The organism is Faecalibacterium sp. i25-0019-C1 (assembly GCF_042854225.1).
Classification (GTDB): domain Bacteria; phylum Bacillota; class Clostridia; order Oscillospirales; family Ruminococcaceae; genus Faecalibacterium; species Faecalibacterium taiwanense.
In genome coordinates this window covers 448,128-465,137 of sequence record NZ_AP031428.1, presented here as the reverse complement: position 1 = coordinate 465,137, position 17,010 = coordinate 448,128, and the positions used below count along the sequence as shown (strand labels likewise).

14 protein-coding genes, 2 pseudogenes and 1 riboswitch are annotated in these 17,010 nt (G+C 55.3%); of the genes and pseudogenes, 7 read left to right on the top strand and 9 right to left on the bottom strand.

Features of this window, described 5'->3' with window-relative positions:
• Window positions 1-439: 439 nt before the first annotated feature.
• Together ACGHUK_RS02230 and ACGHUK_RS02225 are read right to left on the bottom strand one after the other, a co-directional pair.
• The gene (locus ACGHUK_RS02230; protein ID WP_390574809.1) at window positions 440-1,714 is read right to left on the bottom strand and encodes a bifunctional folylpolyglutamate synthase/dihydrofolate synthase; all 1,275 of its coding nucleotides are present in this window, start codon (window positions 1,712-1,714) and stop codon (window positions 440-442) included.
• 14 nt (window positions 1,715-1,728) lie between these two features.
• The gene (locus ACGHUK_RS02225; RefSeq protein ID WP_097781364.1) at window positions 1,729-2,241 is read right to left on the bottom strand and encodes a folate family ECF transporter S component; all 513 of its coding nucleotides are present in this window, start codon (window positions 2,239-2,241) and stop codon (window positions 1,729-1,731) included.
• A gap of 155 nt (window positions 2,242-2,396) precedes the next feature.
• Window positions 2,397-2,492, bottom strand: a riboswitch (THF riboswitch).
• A 202-nt stretch (window positions 2,493-2,694) separates the two neighbouring features.
• Between ACGHUK_RS02225 and ACGHUK_RS02220 the strand changes: the two genes are divergently transcribed.
• Both ACGHUK_RS02220 and ACGHUK_RS02215 read left to right on the top strand, forming a co-directional pair.
• The gene (locus ACGHUK_RS02220; RefSeq protein ID WP_390574806.1) at window positions 2,695-4,386 is read left to right on the top strand and encodes a M3 family oligoendopeptidase; all 1,692 of its coding nucleotides are present in this window, start codon (window positions 2,695-2,697) and stop codon (window positions 4,384-4,386) included.
• Between the two features lie 150 nt (window positions 4,387-4,536).
• On the top strand, window positions 4,537-5,211 hold the full coding sequence (locus ACGHUK_RS02215; RefSeq protein WP_294648655.1) for a hypothetical protein: 675 nt from the start codon (window positions 4,537-4,539) through the stop codon (window positions 5,209-5,211).
• A gap of 90 nt (window positions 5,212-5,301) precedes the next feature.
• Here the strand turns inward: ACGHUK_RS02215 and uxaC are convergent, their stop codons facing one another.
• Window positions 5,302-6,735: a glucuronate isomerase gene (gene uxaC / locus ACGHUK_RS02210; protein ID WP_120080617.1), complete on the bottom strand. Its 1,434-nt coding sequence runs from the start codon at window positions 6,733-6,735 to the stop codon at window positions 5,302-5,304.
• 326 nt (window positions 6,736-7,061) lie between these two features.
• Here uxaC and ACGHUK_RS02205 point away from each other — a divergent pair, with 326 nt between their 5' ends.
• The 4 genes from ACGHUK_RS02205 to ACGHUK_RS02190 all read left to right on the top strand — a co-directional run bounded on the left by ACGHUK_RS02205 (window position 7,062) and on the right by ACGHUK_RS02190 (window position 11,402).
• The gene (locus ACGHUK_RS02205; RefSeq protein WP_390574802.1) at window positions 7,062-8,576 is read left to right on the top strand and encodes a tagaturonate reductase; all 1,515 of its coding nucleotides are present in this window, start codon (window positions 7,062-7,064) and stop codon (window positions 8,574-8,576) included.
• Between the two features lie 208 nt (window positions 8,577-8,784).
• Window positions 8,785-10,275, top strand: coding sequence for a UxaA family hydrolase (locus ACGHUK_RS02200; protein ID WP_005944146.1), 1,491 nt, complete (start codon window positions 8,785-8,787; stop codon window positions 10,273-10,275).
• Between the two features lie 77 nt (window positions 10,276-10,352).
• Window positions 10,353-10,517, top strand: a complete 165-nt coding sequence (locus ACGHUK_RS02195; RefSeq protein WP_005944144.1) for a hypothetical protein — start codon at window positions 10,353-10,355, stop codon at window positions 10,515-10,517.
• 3 nt (window positions 10,518-10,520) lie between these two features.
• Window positions 10,521-11,402, top strand: a complete 882-nt coding sequence (locus tag ACGHUK_RS02190) for an aldose 1-epimerase (protein WP_005944142.1) — start codon at window positions 10,521-10,523, stop codon at window positions 11,400-11,402.
• 58 nt (window positions 11,403-11,460) lie between these two features.
• On the opposite strand, the gene ACGHUK_RS02185 is transcribed toward ACGHUK_RS02190, so the two are convergent.
• The 6 genes and pseudogenes from ACGHUK_RS02185 to ACGHUK_RS02160 all read right to left on the bottom strand — a co-directional run.
• On the bottom strand, window positions 11,461-11,976 hold the full coding sequence (locus tag ACGHUK_RS02185) for a hypothetical protein (RefSeq protein ID WP_371290052.1): 516 nt from the start codon (window positions 11,974-11,976) through the stop codon (window positions 11,461-11,463).
• 160 nt (window positions 11,977-12,136) lie between these two features.
• Window positions 12,137-13,906 carry a recombinase family protein gene (locus ACGHUK_RS02180; protein WP_349935845.1) on the bottom strand — a complete coding sequence of 590 codons (1,770 nt, stop codon included), beginning with the start codon at window positions 13,904-13,906 and terminating at the stop codon, window positions 12,137-12,139.
• Between the two features lie 65 nt (window positions 13,907-13,971).
• Window positions 13,972-14,208, bottom strand: coding sequence for an SHOCT domain-containing protein (locus tag ACGHUK_RS02175; protein WP_347562788.1), 237 nt, complete (start codon window positions 14,206-14,208; stop codon window positions 13,972-13,974).
• Window positions 14,209-14,571: 363 nt separating this feature from the next.
• Window positions 14,572-14,814 (bottom strand): helix-turn-helix domain-containing protein, encoded by a 243-nt coding sequence (locus tag ACGHUK_RS02170; RefSeq protein ID WP_003431293.1) that lies wholly within the window; start codon window positions 14,812-14,814, stop codon window positions 14,572-14,574.
• A pseudogene (locus tag ACGHUK_RS02165) lies at window positions 14,798-14,866 on the bottom strand (sigma-70 family RNA polymerase sigma factor); the annotation flags it as partial. The pseudogene ACGHUK_RS02165 and the gene ACGHUK_RS02170, both read right to left, overlap by 17 nt.
• Before the next feature lie 547 nt (window positions 14,867-15,413).
• A pseudogene (locus tag ACGHUK_RS02160) lies at window positions 15,414-15,872 on the bottom strand (CHC2 zinc finger domain-containing protein); the annotation flags it as partial.
• A 233-nt stretch (window positions 15,873-16,105) separates the two neighbouring features.
• Between ACGHUK_RS02160 and ACGHUK_RS02155 the strand changes: the two are divergent.
• A complete protein-coding gene (locus ACGHUK_RS02155; protein ID WP_015534243.1) occupies window positions 16,106-16,945 on the top strand; it encodes a helix-turn-helix transcriptional regulator in 840 nt (279 codons plus the stop codon).
• The last annotated feature ends 65 nt before the right edge of the window (window positions 16,946-17,010 follow it).

Below are 17,010 nucleotides of genomic sequence, written 5' to 3'. Positions count from 1 at the left end.
CAGCGGCCGAAACAGGGAGGAGCTGTTGGGGCAGCGGCCTGCAGGATGCGAGTGCCATCCAAGGCACGAAGCAGACGCAGGGAGCCGCAACCCGCCGCCTCCCGCGCCTCGAAAGTAGCGGAGACCTTGCCGCGCTGAACACGCGGCATTTGCTGCGCAAACCGGTCTGCGGCTTAAAAGCCCCACTGGGGCTTTCATGCCCTGCGGGCACTGCCGTCCTTTCTGGTTCTCTTTTGGCACGCAAAAGAGAACATACCCGGCGGAGAAGAATTTTATAAAAGCCCTTAAGCCTGTCCCACGCGACCGCTCTCTGCACAAGAAGCAACTTTTTCCGTGAAAAAAGCAAATCAGGAAAATCCGCAGATTTTCCTGATTTGCAAATATTAAAAATATTTTTCCGCTGATGATGGCGCAGCGCACGCGGAGCCATTTTAAATCTTCAGCCCTTCACAAGTTCCGCAAACGCCTTCCGCACATCGCCAGAGAAATACAGCGTGCCCAGTGCGCACACCGGGCCTTCGCCGCCCAGCTCCACCGCCCGGGCCACGCCCGCTTCAATGGAAGCTGCCGCTTCCGCCCTGCAGCCATAGGCCCGGATGTGTTCTGCCAGGGTTTCGGCAGGCATGGCGCGCGGCGTGTGCGCCGCCACCGTGACGAACCGCACCGCCAGCGGTGCCAGCAGGCTGAGCATCTGGTCCACATCCTTGTCTGCCATGATGCTGACCAGAAAAACGAACTTCTGCCCGGGGAAGCGGTCTCTCAGGCTCTGCACCGTGGCACGCATTCCGTGGGCGTTGTGGCTGCCGTCCAGCAGAAACGCCGGTTCGCGCCGCAACAGTTCAAAGCGGCCCGGCCAGCTGACCGTTTCAAGACCAGTACGGATGGCGCTTTCCGGAATGTTCCAGCCATGGGCACGCATCACCCGCAGAGCCGTGATAGCCAGCGCCGCATTTCGCGGCTGGTAGCTGCCGATCAGGGGCAGGTGCACATCCGTCAGGCCGTCAAAGTCGAACTCCACCGCGTCAAGGCTGCCGCCCTCGTATTTCAGCCTGCTGAAATCCACCTCAGTCAGCTCGGCATGCTTTTCAGCACAGACGCGGCGGATAACAATATCTGCCTCTGGCACGCCGCCGTAGCTCACCACCGGGCAGCCTTCCTTGATGATCCCCGCCTTGGCGGCGGCAATGTCCGCAAGAGTGGGGCCAAGCTCCTTCACATGATCCATGCCCAGTGCCGTGATGACTGCGCACTCCGGGGCATCAATGACGTTGGTGGAATCCAGCGTGCCGCCAAGGCCCACCTCCAGCACCACGATCTCACATTTCTGCTGGGCAAAATAGAGCATCCCAAGCGCCGTGATGATTTCAAACTCGGTGGGCACATCTTCCATGGCATCGGCGGCGGGCTTTACCTGCTCCACCAGTTTCACCAGCTCTTCGTCCGGGATCTGCACGCCGTTGATCTGGATGCGCTCGTTGAAGCGGTTGATGAAGGGCGAGGTGTACAGGCCCACCCGATAGCCCGCGGCCTGCAGGCAGGACGCCATCATGGCGGCGGTGCTGCCCTTGCCGTTGGTGCCTGCAACATGCACGAATCTGAGCTGTTTGTGCGGGTCGCCCAGTGCGGCCAGCAGGGTGCGGGTGCGCGTCAGGCCGGGCTTGTGGCCGGCCCACTGGACCGCATGGATGTATTCCATTGCCTGTTCGTAATTCATTGTAATGCCTCTTTTTACTTTTTCACCATCTTCATCAGGGTACGGTTCTCCAGCAGGATGCGCAGCAGCACAGTGTTCACCGCAGCCAGGATCAGTGCATTGGGGATGCGCACTGCCAGCGTGGCCCACGGGTAGCCGTAGAAGATGCGCAGTGCCAGCGAGGTGATGACCATGGAACCCACAAAGTGTCCCAGCAGCACGCTGATCTGCAGCCGCAGGCCGGTGCGCAGCCCGGGCAGCTTCTGCCATGCAAGCCCCGCCACCAGACCAATGGCACCCGCGCCCAGCGTGATGAGCGGGTTGATGGCGTAGCCTGCCAGCACGCCGCCGATCATATCGGCCACAGCGCCCACGGCAAAGCCGGCACCGGGGCCGAACAGCAGCGCTGCCAGCAGCACCGGCAGGCTGCCCAGATTGAACCGCACAAAGCCGGTGGAGATGCTCAGCACCCGGCTGAACACGATGCTCATTGCCACCAGCAAGGCCAGCATGGTGAGCGTGCGGACGGAATTTTTCGAGTTGTTCATATCAACTGTCCTCCTTGCAAAAGGAATACCGGGTGGGCGGTCTGCACAAACAAAAACGCCCTCCCTGTGACAAACCGCACAAAGGAGGGCGTGAATCCAACAACTTTCACTTCCGGGCGGGACGCAAGCCGTCTCGCCTGCACCCAAGTCCATGCAGCAGCGGGATGCAGACCATGCACCGCGGGTACACCTTCGTCCACAGCACAACTCCCCGTTGATGCGGCACTTAACGCACATGGTCTTACTCTGTTGATGGTTTTATTATAGTCCTTTTGCCGCAGCCATGCAACCGCCTGCACAGACAACTTTGCCAAACCACCTCGTCAAATTTTAGCAGTTGTGCATAGCATCTGCCGGGTTTTGGCCTGTGTCCCCTTTTCATTTGCCGCATAACGTGGTAAGATGGGTTTAACCTTAAATATGGAGTCTTCTCCCGGAAAGGAATGTTTCCCGATGAAATTCAACGAAATGACTTATACCCGCCCGGACATCGATGCCCTGCTGGCCCGGTGCAGGGAGCTGGCCGCAAAGGCCGCTGCCGCACCGGACGGCGATGCCCTTGTCCGGCTATACTATGAGCAGAGCGAAGCCTTTGCAGAGTACAACACCGCTGCGAACCTTGCCAACATCCACTACACCTGCGACACCCGCGATGAATACTGGAAGGCTGAGCAGGACTTCTTTGATGCTAACGGCCCCGCCGTGACCAACGCCAGCGTGGAGATCAGCCGCGCTTTTCTTGCGAACCCGCATGTGGATGTTCTGACCGCGAAGTTCGGCACCACCTGTGTGGCCGGTATGAAGAATGCCGTTCTGGGCATGGATGACCGCACCGTGGAGCTGCAGCAGCAGTTCAATGCTCTGGTGAGCCGCTACCAGCAGATCTACGGCGGCGCACTGGTGGAGCTGGACGGCAAACAGCTCACCATCCCGCAGCTGGGCCCTTACAAGGAGGATCTGGACCCTGCCGTGCGCCGCGCCGCCTACGAGGCCGAGGCCGGTTATTTTGACGCCCACCGTGCCGAGCTGGACGAGCTGTACGGCGAGATCGTGAAGAACCTGAATGCACAGGCCCGGGTGATGGGCTATCACGATTACAGTGAGCTTTCCTATGTGCGCATGAACCGCATCGGCTACGGCCCGGAGGAGATCCGGAAATTCCGCGATCAGGTGGCAAACGATGTGGTGCCCCAGCTGCAAAAGGTGATGGCCCTGCGTGCAAAGCGCACCGGCATCGCCCGCCCCACCTTCACCGATCTGCCCATCATGTTCAAGGACGGCAATCCCAAGCCCATTCCCGGCTACAAAGCCCGTATGGATGCCGCCCGCACCATGTACCATGAGCTTAGCCCGGAAACCGCCGAGTTCATCGACTTTATGCAGGACAACGAGCTGTTCGATGTGGAGAGCCGCCCCGGCAAGATGTCCGGCGGCTATATGACCAGCCTGCCCAGCTACAAGGCCCCCTTCATTTTTGCCAACTGGAACAACACCTCCGGCGATGTGGACGTGCTGACCCACGAGTGCGGCCACGCCTTTGAGGGCTATGTGGCCGAGCGTGATCCCGAAGTGCCCGCCGATCTGGAATGCCCCGGCATGGAGAGCGCCGAGATTCACTCCATGGCCATGGAGTTCCTGACCGCACCGTGGCATCATCTGCTCTTCGGCCGGGATACCGACAAATACGCCCTGCTCCACGCTGAGGACAGTTTTGTGTTCCTTGCTTACGGATGCGAAGTGGACGAGTTCCAGCACATCATGTACCAGAACCCGGACCTGACCCCCGATGAACGCAATGCCGAGTGGCTCAAGCTGGAAAAGAAGTACCGCCCGTGGATCGATTTTGCCGGTCTTCCCTTCTATGGCCGCGGTGCAGGCTGGCAGCGTCAGCTGCACATTTATGAGTGCCCCTTCTACTATATCGACTACTGCCTGTCTACCATGGCCGCACTGCAGTTCTTCCTGCTGAGCCTGACCGACCACAAGGACGCATGGCAGCGCTATCTGCGCCTTGTGCGCCGTGCAGGCATGGCCAGCTACACCGAGCTGCTGGAGACCGCAGGGCTGAAAGTCCCCTTTGAGGAAGGCAGCATCAAGGGCATCGCCCAGCAGATGACCGACTGGCTGGAGACCCATCAGGTATAAGAAGCCGTTTTCATCCGCACCGCACCCCGTCTGAATGGTCGTTCTGATGCATCTGAGGGGCGATTCATGCCGTTTTGCTGTCAGGAGCTGTAAAATCTGGTATGCTCTGGACAGAGAAAAAGCGTTTCTGTGAAGCGAAAGGAGATCCTTATGAAACTGACCGGACTGTTCAAGCGCGGTGCCGCCTGCCTGTGCACCGCCGCCATCCTGATGGGCGGCGTCTCCGCCTTTGCCCTGAGCCCTGCTCTTCCGGACGAGCCTGCCCCGGCAGAGCTCTCTGTGACCAATGCGGTGTCGGAGGCGCAGCTGCGCTCTGCCCTGTCCAAGCTCACTGTCACCTATGACAGCGAGGCCGAGGGCTGGCAGATCGATTCTCCCTACGAGGAGGCCAGCATGGAAAAGGCCTCCTGCGGTCTGTACCCCTACCTGTTCGTTACCAACGATGATCCCACCGTGTATCTTAGTCTGGGCATGACCTACTTCGGCAATAAAAAGCTGGACATGAAATCTGTTCGGGTAGAGACCGAGGATAACTACTACGACTTCACCTGTGATGAAGAGTTCATCGGCGGCTACGACAACGACCTCAAGGCATGGTTCGACTATGAGCTGTTCGACATGGACGACAGCACCAGCTGGCTGAACGAGTGGCTTGCCGCCAAGAGCGTCACTGCCACCTTTACCGGCAAGGACGGCTCCACCAAGACCTACACCCTGACCAAGGACAACCTGCAGGCCATCCGCGACATCCTGAACGCCTACGACACCCTGCTTGGTTCCGACGTTTCCACTGCACGTGTCGTGCTGCGCAGCCTTGTAAAGTAAACATTATCTGCTTACAGCAAAAGCCCCCGGAACGTTTCACACCGTTCCGGGGGCTTTGTGTTATGCCTTATTCAGGTTCAGGCACTTCTCTTACAGGTTGAAGTAGCGCTTTGCGTTGTCGAAGCAGATGCCCTTGACGATCTTCTCCAGAGCCTTCTCGTCGTTGGGATACTCGCCATCCTCGACCCACTGGCCGATGATGTTGCACAGGATGCGGCGGAAGTAGTCGTGACGGGTGTAGCTCAGGAAGCTGCGGCTGTCGGTCAGCATGCCAACGAAGTTGCCCAGCAGGCCCAGGCTTGCCAGACGGGTCATCTGCTCTTCCATGCCGATCTTGTGGTCATTGAACCACCATGCGGAGCCGTGCTGGATCTTGCCCGGCACCTCGCTGTTCTGGAAGCAGCCCAGAATGGTGCCGATCTGTGCGTCGTCGGCGGGGTTCAGGCTGTAGATGATGGTCTTGGGGCACTCGTCGGTGTCGTTCAGGGCGCTCAGCAGGCTTGCGATCTCGCCGCCGCAGGTAGCGGTGTTGATCATATCATAGCCGGTGTCGGGTCCCAGCAGAGCGTTCATCTTGCGGTTCACGCCGCGCAGGCAGTTGTAGTGGATCTGCATGGCGATGCCCAGACGGTGATACTGCTTGCCCAGATGGATCAGGATGTAGGTCTGGTACTTCTCAGCCTCTTCCACGGTGCAGGTCTCGCCGGCCATCACCTTCTGGTAAATGGCGTTGACCTCTTCCTTGGTGGCCTCACGGTAGGGAATGTAATCCAGACCGTGGTCAGAAGCGCGGCAGCCCATCTCGGCAAAGAACTCGATGCGCTTGGTCAGAGCGTCGGTGACGCAGTCGATGCAGGCCAGCTTTTCCTTGCCCACAACAGCGGCCAGCTTGCCCATGTACTCGGCAAAGCCGGGCTTGTTGATGTTGATTGCCTTATCGGGGCGGAAGGAAGGAGCCACGGTGAACTTGATGGTGGGATCTTCCTTGATCTTCTTGTGCCAGTACAGATCATCGATGGGGTCATCGGTGGTGCCGATGAAGGCCACGTTGGACTGCTCGATCAGGCCGCGGACAGTCAGCTTGGGATCGTGCTGCAGCTTGTCGTTGCACAGGTTCCAGACTTCCTCAGCGGTATCGCCGTTCAGCACGCCGTCGTAGCCAAAGAACACATGCAGCTCGAGGTTGGTCCAGTGGTACATCGGGTTGCCGATGGCCATGGGCAGAGCCTCTGCAAACTTCTGGAAGCGCTCGCGGTCGGGCTTATCACCGGTGATGTACTCCTCGGGCACACCGTTGGAACGCATCACGCGCCACTTGTAGTGGTCGCCAAAGTAGCTGCCGTCCGGGTTGCGGCCGCCCAGCCATACCTGAGCGATGTTCTCAAAGCGGCGGTTCTCGTAGATCTCACGGGGAGGAATGTGGCAGTGGTAGTCGCAGATAGGCATATCCGCAGCGTAGTCGTGGTACAGATGCTGAGCAGTGGGAGACTGGAGCATGAATTCCTTATCCATAAATGCTTTCATGGGTCGATAACTCCTTTTCTCTGATGGTTTTTGTTAAAAATCCGTCAAACCTTGTGTACAACGGGACGCCCGCCTGCACGGGCAGGTTTGTCTTACCTTTAGTATAACGGAAAAAGCGCATGTATACAACTGAAAAAGTGACAAATTTTCTAGCACACAATTGTGCTTTTCGCTGGAAATGCCCCAAATCGTCACCTTAAGGCTAAAAATATTGCACAAAGCTCTTGACTTATTTGTATACAACAGCATAAAATAGGGTAAGGAGCAGAGGGCAGACAAAGAGGCTCTTTGATAAGCAAAGCAAGTTTATAAAGGAGATCAACAAGATGGAAACTTTGAACTACAAGGTTCTGGAAGGCACCGGCTATAACGGCTACATCCTGAAGGATGCACCCGTCAAGGTCATGCAGTTTGGCGAGGGCAACTTCCTGCGTGCTTTCGTGGATTACTTCTATGACATCGCAAACGAGAAGGCCGGCTACAACGGCAAGGTCAAGCTGGTGCAGCCCATCAGCAACTTCCCCCAGATGGCAGACTGGATCAACGAGCAGGAGGGCCTGTACACCCTGTACCTGCGCGGCAGCGAGAAGGGCCAGAAGGTCGATGCAAAGCGCGTGATCTCCTGCGTGTCCGACTGTGTGTGCCCCTACATCGACGGCAAGTGGGACGAAGTGCTGGAGCTGGCACGTTCTGCCGATCTGGAGACCATCGTTTCCAACACCACTGAGGCCGGCATCGCCTACACGCAGGGCGACAGCCAGTTCGATCAGGTTCCTCCCAACAGCTTCCCCGCAAAGCTGACCCGCGTGCTGTTCGAGCGCTACAAGGCATTCAACGGTGCTGCTGACAAGGGTCTGGCCATCCTGTCCTGCGAGCTGATCGACAACAACGGCAAGGAGCTGCAGAAGTGCTGCAACAACTACGCCAAGGACTGGAATCTGGAGCCTGCCTTCATCGACTGGATGAACAACGCAAACACCTTCTGCTCCACTCTGGTGGACCGCATCGTTCCGGGCCGCATCCGCGATCCCAAGGAACTGGCTGCCATGGAAGAGGCCAACGGCTACCACGACACCGTTCTGGATGTGGGCGAAGTGTTCGGCGTGTGGGTCATCGAAGGCCCCGCTGAGCTGGAGGACAAGCTGCCGTTCAAGAAGGCCGGCGTGAACGTCATGGTCGTGCCCGATGTTACCCCCTACAAGAAGCGCAAGGTCCGCATCCTGAACGGTGCACACACCGGCTTCGTTCTGGGCGCATATCTGGCCGGCTTCGACATTGTGCGTGACTGCATGCACAACGACACCATCCGCGGCTTCATGAACAAGATGCTGCACGAGGAGATCATCCCCACCCTGCCGCTGGACAAGAAGGATCTGGAAGAGTTTGCTTCCGCTGTTGAGGACCGCTTCAACAACCCCTTCGTCAACCACGAGCTGATGAGCATTTCCCTGAACTCCACCTCCAAGTGGAAGGCCCGCAACATGCCTTCCTTCCTGGCTTACATCGAGGAGCAGAAGCAGCTGCCCAAGTGTCTGACCATGTCTCTGGCAGCCTACATTGCCTTCTATTCGAGCGACATTCAGGAGCGCACCGCCGACGGCCTGATCTGCAAGCGTCCTGCCGGCAACACCTACAAGATCCAGGATGACGCATGGGCACTGGACTTCTACTATGCACACAAGGACGACACCGCTGCTCAGCTGGTGAACGCTGTGCTGACCAACACCCAGATGTGGGATCAGGATCTGACCAAGATCGAGGGTCTGGAGGCCGCTGTTCTGGCAGACCTCGAGAAGATCCGCACCGAGGGTGCTGAGGCTGCTTACAAGAGCTGCCTGTAAGCCTGATCGTTTAAAAGAAACATTGCTTTGAGGTGTGAACCCTCTCAGTCCGCTTCGCGTCCAGCTCCCCCGAGGGGGGAGCTTTTGCGGAAACGTGGAAACGTAAAGTTTTCATCGCAAAGACCTCGCCCTTCGGGAGAGGTGGCATCGCATGGCGATGACGGAGAGGGTTCATTCCCTTTTGTGCGATACGATAAGGAGAACTACTATGCCGCAGGCAATTCATATCAGCCCCATCGACAACGTGGTCGTTGCCCTGCACCCCATTGCCAAGGGCACGCTGGTGGAAGTGGACGGTCTTTCTGTGACTGCTCTGGAGGACATTCCGCAGGGCCACAAGATGGCCGTGAAGCCCATCAAGAACGGTGAGAACGTGATCAAGTACGGCTTTCCCATCGGCCACGCCACCGCAGATGCCGCTCCCGGCAGCTGGATGCACACCCACAACGTGCACACCAACCTGTCCGGTGAGGTAGAGTACAGCTACAACCCCGCCCCGGATCTGGCTCCCCTGCCCAAGGTCGAGCCGGAGACCTTTATGGGCTTCCGCCGCAAGGACGGCCGTGCCGCCATCCGCAATGAGATCTGGATCATCCCCACCGTGGGCTGCGTCAACGACATCGCCAAGAAGATCGTTGCCGACAATCAGGATCTGGTCACCGGCTCCATCGAGGGCCTGTACACCTTCACCCATCCCTTCGGCTGCAGCCAGACCGGCCACGACCATGCACAGACCCGCAAGCTGCTGGCTGCGCTGGTGCGCCACCCCAATGCTGCCGCCGTTCTGGTGCTGCATCTGGGCTGCGAGAACCTGCAGCACGATCAGTTCGTGGAAGAGCTGGGCGAGTACGACCACGACCGTGTGAAGTTCCTCACCTGTCAGGAGGTGGACGACGAGTTCACCGCTGCCCGCGATATCCTCAAGGAGCTGGCTGCCTATGCCGGGCAGTTCAAGCGTGAGCCTATCCCCGTGTCCGATCTGGTGGTGGGCATGAAGTGCGGCGGCTCGGACGGCCTGTCCGGCATCACCGCCAATCCCACCATCGGCCGCTTCTCCGACATGATGGGCCAGCGCGGCGGTTCCACCGTGCTGACCGAGGTGCCCGAGATGTTCGGTGCTGAGGGCTTCCTGATGGATCGCTGCATCAACCATGACGTCTTTGTCAAGGCTGAGCACATGATCAACGGCTTCAAGGATTACTTTATCAGCCACAACGAGGTGGTCTACGATAACCCCTCTCCGGGCAACAAGCAGGGCGGCATCACCACGCTGGAAGACAAGAGCTGCGGCTGCGTCCAGAAGGGCGGCACTGCCCCCATCATGGACGTGATCGGCTACGGTGATCCCGTTGTCACCAAGGGCCTGAACATGCTGTACGGCCCCGGCAACGATCTGGTTTCTGCCACGGCCATGACCGCCGCAGGCGCACACCTGATCCTGTTCTCCACCGGCCGCGGCACTCCGTTCTCGGCCCCGGCTCCCACCCTGAAGATCTCCACCAACACCCCGCTGGCCCAGAAGAAATCCGGCTGGATCGACTTCAACACCGGCGTGATCGCCGATGGCGAAAAGACCATCGACGAGGCTGCAAAGGATCTGCTGGATCTGGTCATCCGCGTTGCAAGCGGTGAGCAGACCAAGGCCGAGAAGCACGGCTTCCGCGAGATCTCCATCTTCAAGGACGGCGTCGTTCTGTAATCGTTTCGAGGCTGCTGTATGGCACTTTGGCTGTACGGCAGCCTCTTTGTGCATGAAAACGGAAGGGAAGTGTTTTTATGGCTATGACCACTCGCATGATGATCTATGCGTTTCTGCTTTACGGCGGCATTTTTGCCGCTATCGTGGCCGTTATTGCAAGGGTCATAAAATATCTCATTCGCTATGGCATTGATTATTATTTTGAAAAACTGGCACAGAACCAGAAACATAAGGAGGACTGAACTATGAATCAGATCACCACCCGTTATGTCACCGAAAACGGTGCCTGCTATGAGCAGTACGTTATCACCGATGCTGAGGCAAAGACCGAGCTGGTCATCACCCCGGAGCGCGGCGGCATGATCACCGGCTTCTCCCTGAACGGCGAGGAGTACATCTGGACCCGCCACCCCAATTTTTCCGAGTGCAACCGCCCCCGCTTCGGCGTGCCGGTGCTGTTCCCCAACTGCGGCCTGCCGGATAACGGCGTGCACATCTTTGACGGCAAGGCATACCCCATGGAGAACCACGGCTTTGCCGACCTGTGCGCATGGGATGTGGAGAGCGTCGGCCCGGACGGCGTGACCCTGATTTTGGAGTCCACCCCGCTGACCAAGTTCCTCTATCCCTTCGATTTCACCGTGCTGATGAACTATAACCTTGAGGGCAACACTGCCGCCATCAACATGACCGTGATCAACGAGGGCGACACCAACATGCCCTTCAGCTTCGGCTTCCACCCCTACTTCAAGGCTTCCAAGCTGGAGAATGTGGACTTCGATATCAAGTGCGCCACCTGTTCCGAGAGCGCCAAGGGCGAGCAGCCCGCTGCCCCGGAAAAGATCACCCTCACCCGCAAGGAAGGTGCGGACAACAGCGTGCGCCTGCTGACCGGCGTGCAGTTCCCCATGACCCTCACCGACAGCGGCAGCGGCCACAAGGTGACTGTGGATGCCGACGACAGCTTCGACCACGCCGTGCTGTGGCAGCAGGATGCCGAGAGCTTTGTGTGCATGGAGCCGTGGAACGGCTGGGCCAACAGCGTCAATGAGGAAGGCAAGCACGAAGTGCTGGAGCCGGACGAGGCCATGACCGCTGATTGGAGCATCACCATCGAGAAGGTCTAAGCTTCATATCGTATAACAAAAAGGACACACCGTTGTGGTGTGTCCTTTTTGTTATAATTCAGTTCTTTGCCGGAATCATAAAGCTCTTATTTTCCGCCGGGTCCCAGTAGAGCAGTTCCACCCTGCCGCCCTGTGCCAGCAGTTTTTCCTTTGGCTCCTGCTTTTGCCAGCAGCGTTCCAGCAGCTTTTCCATGTCGGCATCGGCAGACACCTTCTCCGGGCAGAGGGTACTGCCCTGCCATCTGCCGTCGGCATACAGGCTCAGCGCACCGGCATTGCCCGCCAGAATCGCGGCAACGTCCTTCTTCATGCGGTCGTAGTCATACTCCACGGCCTTGTACTGCCCATGCCACAGGCCGAAGAACACCGAGAACTCGCCGCCCAGTTCAATGAGCAAATTCTCATCATTGTGCGGGTTCTTGACCACAAAAGCCACATCCCCGTTTTCCATGTAGTCGAAGTCCGGCTCCTCATTCGTGTGCACGGTCACATGCTGGCTGCTCAGCGCCGCAAGCAGGTCCTCCTGCACGGCACTGGTATCCGGGATCTCATCATAATTGATATTTGCGTTCATGGGATGCTCCTTTTCTCTGTACTATTTGTGTTGTTATTTTTCACCAGACCGCACAGGTCTTCTTATTTTCCTTCATATTGCCGGATCATTTTTATACGCTGTGTAACAGAATCCATAAAACGGTTCACCCTACTTCACATTAGATCAATGCTTTTTGAATCTAACCATCGAACACACGACCTCGATATGTGTCGTCGCTAGAATCGAAACACATGGATTCAGCCTCGTTAGAAGCATGGGAACACAAAACAGCAGGGGAGTGGTTCTCCTTGCTATTCTTGCGAAGCGGCTTGAAATTCTTGCCGTCCACACTGTTTTTGAACCCGGTCTTGTAAACAAAGACAATCATGTAGGGGTCTTTGTTCCCATTACTATCATAACCGCCCACGATTACTTTTTCAACTATACTTTCAAAAATATGTCGGTCAAAGGTGTCCAGAACCTCGTTCTGTTCAAGGGTCTGCCGGAACGTGGCAACACGCTTGCGCATTGTAGATTCGGTTTCGGCTGCATCTTGCAGGCTTTCACACTCTTTCTGCAACTGCTCAATCTGGCTGGACAGGTCCAAATACCTTCGGTCGTAGGTCTCCTTGTCGATGGTATCTTCAAGACGCATATCAACCAGCTTGTTTTTCTTGACTTCCAGAGCGTGAATATCTCTTTCGGCTTTCGCAAGACGCTTGCCCGCGTTGCTTTCAGAAAGAGTTTCTTCTGTTCGTTTCATAAACTCGTCCAGAACATCCTTGTTATTCTGGCACAAGAGGCGATAAGATTCTACAAAAGCCCGCTCAATCGTTCTTTCGTCAACGCCCTTGCTCTCCGGGCAGAACTTTTTTCCTTTTTTGGTGGAAACAACACATTGCCAGATAGCTTTATTATACTGTGAACTGCTATGCCAACTCCTCCTTGTCAGGGTGCCACCACAGAAACCACATTCTATCATGCAGCTAAAAGCGTATTTCCGACTGAACTTTTCACGTTTGCCGTCCACGTTAAGGCTGCGGGGCTTTGCACGCCGCCGCAAAATTTCCTGTGCGGCTTCAAAGACTTCTTCCGAAATAATGGGCTCGTGGTGCTCACGAATATAAAATTGATCTTCCTCGCCGAAGTTGTACAGACGCCGTTTTGAAATAGGGTCAACGGTAAATGTCTTTCCTAACAAAATGTCGCCTTTGTATTTTTCGTTTTTGATAATGCCGATTACGGTACTGTCTGCCCATTTGGGACTGCCGCGTTTGGTTTTATAGCCTAAGTTTTCAAGTTCTTTGGCAATAACCGAACCACCGGCACCCTCCGTGTATCGCTGAAAAATGTAACGGACAACAGCCGCTTCTTCTTCGTTGATGGTGATGGTTTTGTCCGCTGGATTGTAGTCATAACCTAAACAGCCCTGAAACCCGACCAGCTCACCGCGCTGCATCTTCATCTTCAAGCCCTTTTTGACATTTGCAGAAATATTTTCGACTTCTTGCTGTGCAACAGAGCTTAAAATTACAAGGAGCAGTTCACCGTCCATAGTAAGGGTGTTGATGTTTTCTTCCTCAAAAAACACAGCCACGCCTTTATCTTTGAGCATCCGAACATATTTCAGAGTGTCAAGCGTATTTCGGGCAAAACGCGAAATGGATTTGGTAATCACCATATCCACGTCACCGTTCATACAGTCGTTGATTAAACGCTGGAAATCCTCGCGCTTTTTTACCTGCGTACCCGTGATAGCTTCATCAGCATAGATGCCGGCCAAAGACCATTCCGGCTTACTTTTTATAAGTTCGGTATAGTATTTGACCTGCGATTTGTAGCTGTTCAGCTGATCTTCGGTATCGGTGCTGACACGACAATAGGCGGCTACGCGCAGCCTTTTTTCAAAGTTCGTACGCGCTCGTGGAGAGAGCGTGTTGCGCGCTTTAATGACTTCAACGTCTTTCATGCTTGACCTCCTTGTTAAATGTGTTCCTTTCATTGCGTTAATCATAATGCCAATGCGACACAAAATCAAGAGGATAGTTCGGAAACCACACGATAATCTTTCATTAAGCGCTGTTTGATAAGGGAATACTCTCTATCGGTTATGAGCTTTCTTTCCAACAGCTGCTTCAAAAAAGCAAGCTGAATGCTATAACGTATCAAATTTTGTTCTTTCAAAAATATCCCCCTTTCACAAAATAAAAAATGAGCCAACGGATGGCTGCTGGCAGCAGCCCACGGGAATCTCGCCCCTGCATTCCTCATGCAACCCTACTCATTGCCTGCGACGCTCTGAACGCTCGGACTTTGACGGTAAGGGAGTATCAGCCTGTCAGTATGTCATGGCCCGCAAGCAGCTGCGCTTACATTGCGGCGGGGTGGAGATCGCTCCGCTTTTCAGAGAAAAGCATCGTGGCGCACCCGCCGTCCAGCTCGATACAGACAGCAACGTATCCGTTTGCCCTATGATGCACCGCCGTTATCTTGCGGGCTTTCTTTATCAAGGAACAATAAGGCTTTGTCAGCCTGTAAAAGCATACCGTTTCCGATATGCTTTTACGGAACGACAAACAGCCCATAACGGGAAGCGTGGAAAGGGGTACACGCTCCCCGCATGGGCTTAAAGAGTTAGCCTACATGAAACGCAAGAGTGCGGGTAATAAGGCGCACTTGCAGCCTGTTACGCATTTCTTCGTCCACATAGGAGTAAGTATTGCCCGCGTCGTCTTTCAGCGTTCGGGTACAAAGTTTCGCTATGTAACCCTCGTAATGCTTCAAGATCGCGCACATGGCGTTTGTGTCGCCGTTTGCCGCTGCGGAAATGACAGGGAACGGCAACAGATTTTCAGATTTCCTAACGGTGTTCATCATCTGCTTTTCCCTCCAAATACTGTTTGATCTTCGCAAGCGCGGATTTCCTATACGCGGCGAGAGATACCTGCACCAACTCCCAAAAAAAGTAGTGCTGCCGGGATTGCCCATATCGCATACAGCATACCGTTACTCATTTGTTCCACCGACAGGAGCGAGATAGCCAGTCCATGATAGATAGGAAGAAGTCCAACCAATCGGAACAACGGATTTGCTTCTGTGATCGGCAGCAAAACCGGGAACAGAAAAATTGCCATCGCTGCAACCAAAGCTACAATCTGATTTTTACTGATTGCAGATAGGAACAGCGTAATTCCAGTAACGCTAAGCGTACAGGTAAACGCCAACAGGATTTGATACTTGAGCAGCGTCCAACAAGTGATATTAAAAGGTATAAACGCTTCCACATAGTCACTGGGGGCAAATAGAATACTGCAATCCAACCCTTCTGTTCCATAAAAAACAAAAGCAAAAAGCAGGTTAAATGCTGCAACTAGTGTGGTAGTGAAAACGGCGGTGATGATACCTGCAATCACCTTTGCAGTAGCGCATTTGGTTTTGCCGTATTTGCTTGTCAGTATGATATTATCAACACCTTCATACTCGATCATATGACAGGCTTCCACAAAGCGGTCATCCAGTTCATCCTCCGGCGATTGCGGGGCATATTCGACCTTCCAGCGTTCCAGCAGATGCAGATAATCGCAGAGCACCCGCTGGCAGTGTATCTCATCGTTGCGGAAAGCCCGCGCCAGCGGATAGGGCTTTTTCAAAGCCATCGCTGCCGGGGGCTTGTCCGGGTCGATGCCAAAGTCATAGGCCAGCTTCTTTGCGGCCTCGTAGCTGCTCAGGCCGAACAGCCGCGCCACAAAATCGATCACATCCCCGGTAGCCCCGCAGCCAAAGCAATAGAAATAATCCCTGTTCAGCTTCATGCTGGGATGCCGGTCATCGTGGAAGGGGCAGCAGATCATATCGCCCCGGTTGACCTTACAGCCGTAGTATTCGGCGGCCTGCTTCACGGTGACAGCGGATTTTACAGTTTCAAATAAATTCATAGGCTTTGTCCTCCATTATTTATTGACGGTATCTGCCCGTCTGCCTGAATATACGGGGAAAAAGCCTATAAACCGAAAAATCCGCTAAAAGTGCAAGAAATGAAAAAACGCCGCCCTGAAATCTTGCAAAAATGCAAGACCTCAGAGCGGCGAAGCCAGCGGAAAGCATTTGCCCGCGCTGGTTTTATCAGGTATAATGGATAAAGAGAGTTTTCAGAAGAGAGGTGCGTCACATGGAGGGAGCCTATCTGCCCGGCAATATCCGGCAGCGGATGCAGGAGCTTATGAAGGAACATAAAATTACCCAGGCACAGCTGGCGACCCGCATCGGCAGCACCGAGAGCGCCATCAGCCGGTTTGTCAGCGGTAAGACTGATAAGATCAGCACAGAACATTTGCTCCGCATTGCGAAAGTGTTTGAAGTCTCCACAGATTTCCTGCTGGGGGAAGTCAACACGCCCGACCGGACAAATTTTGATATTGAAGAACTGGGCCTGTCGGTGCAGGCGGCGCGGAATCTGTACACCGGAAAAGCCAATGCAGAGATCGTCAACCGCCTTTTGGAAAGCCCTCGCTTTGCAGAAGTCACCTATATGATTGAGCAATATTTTGACGATACGCTGGCCGCCGGTTTCGCCGGACAGAACCAGATGCTTACTACTCTCAGCGCCATGCTGCGCCGAAACAATAAAACAGACGCTGCGGTGCAGGCGGCCAGAACTGTCAACCGGCAGAAAGTTCCCGTATATCAGGCAGACCTGACGATGATACAGAACACATTTATGGCGGCGCTGCGGGAAGTGAAGAAAGAGATCGGCAACGATTTCACAGCAGCGCAGTCCTTGACCAAGGGCATCACTCAGCAGATGTTTACCGAACTCACCAAAGGGGCGGATGTTCATACTCCGACCATCACGCCCGAAATGATTTCCGCCGCCGTCACCCAGAGCGCAGCGGGGATGGACGGTGTGCAAAAGGAAGCATTAGACAAGTTCGGTCAGGCGCTGACGGAATTTCTCCAATCCACCTTAGACCACGCGCAGGAGAAGCAAAATGCCGACCCGGAGCAATGAGCAGCTGTGCAGACTGGCACAGAAAGGGGATACGGCTGCCCGTGACATTCTGCTGGAAAAGAATC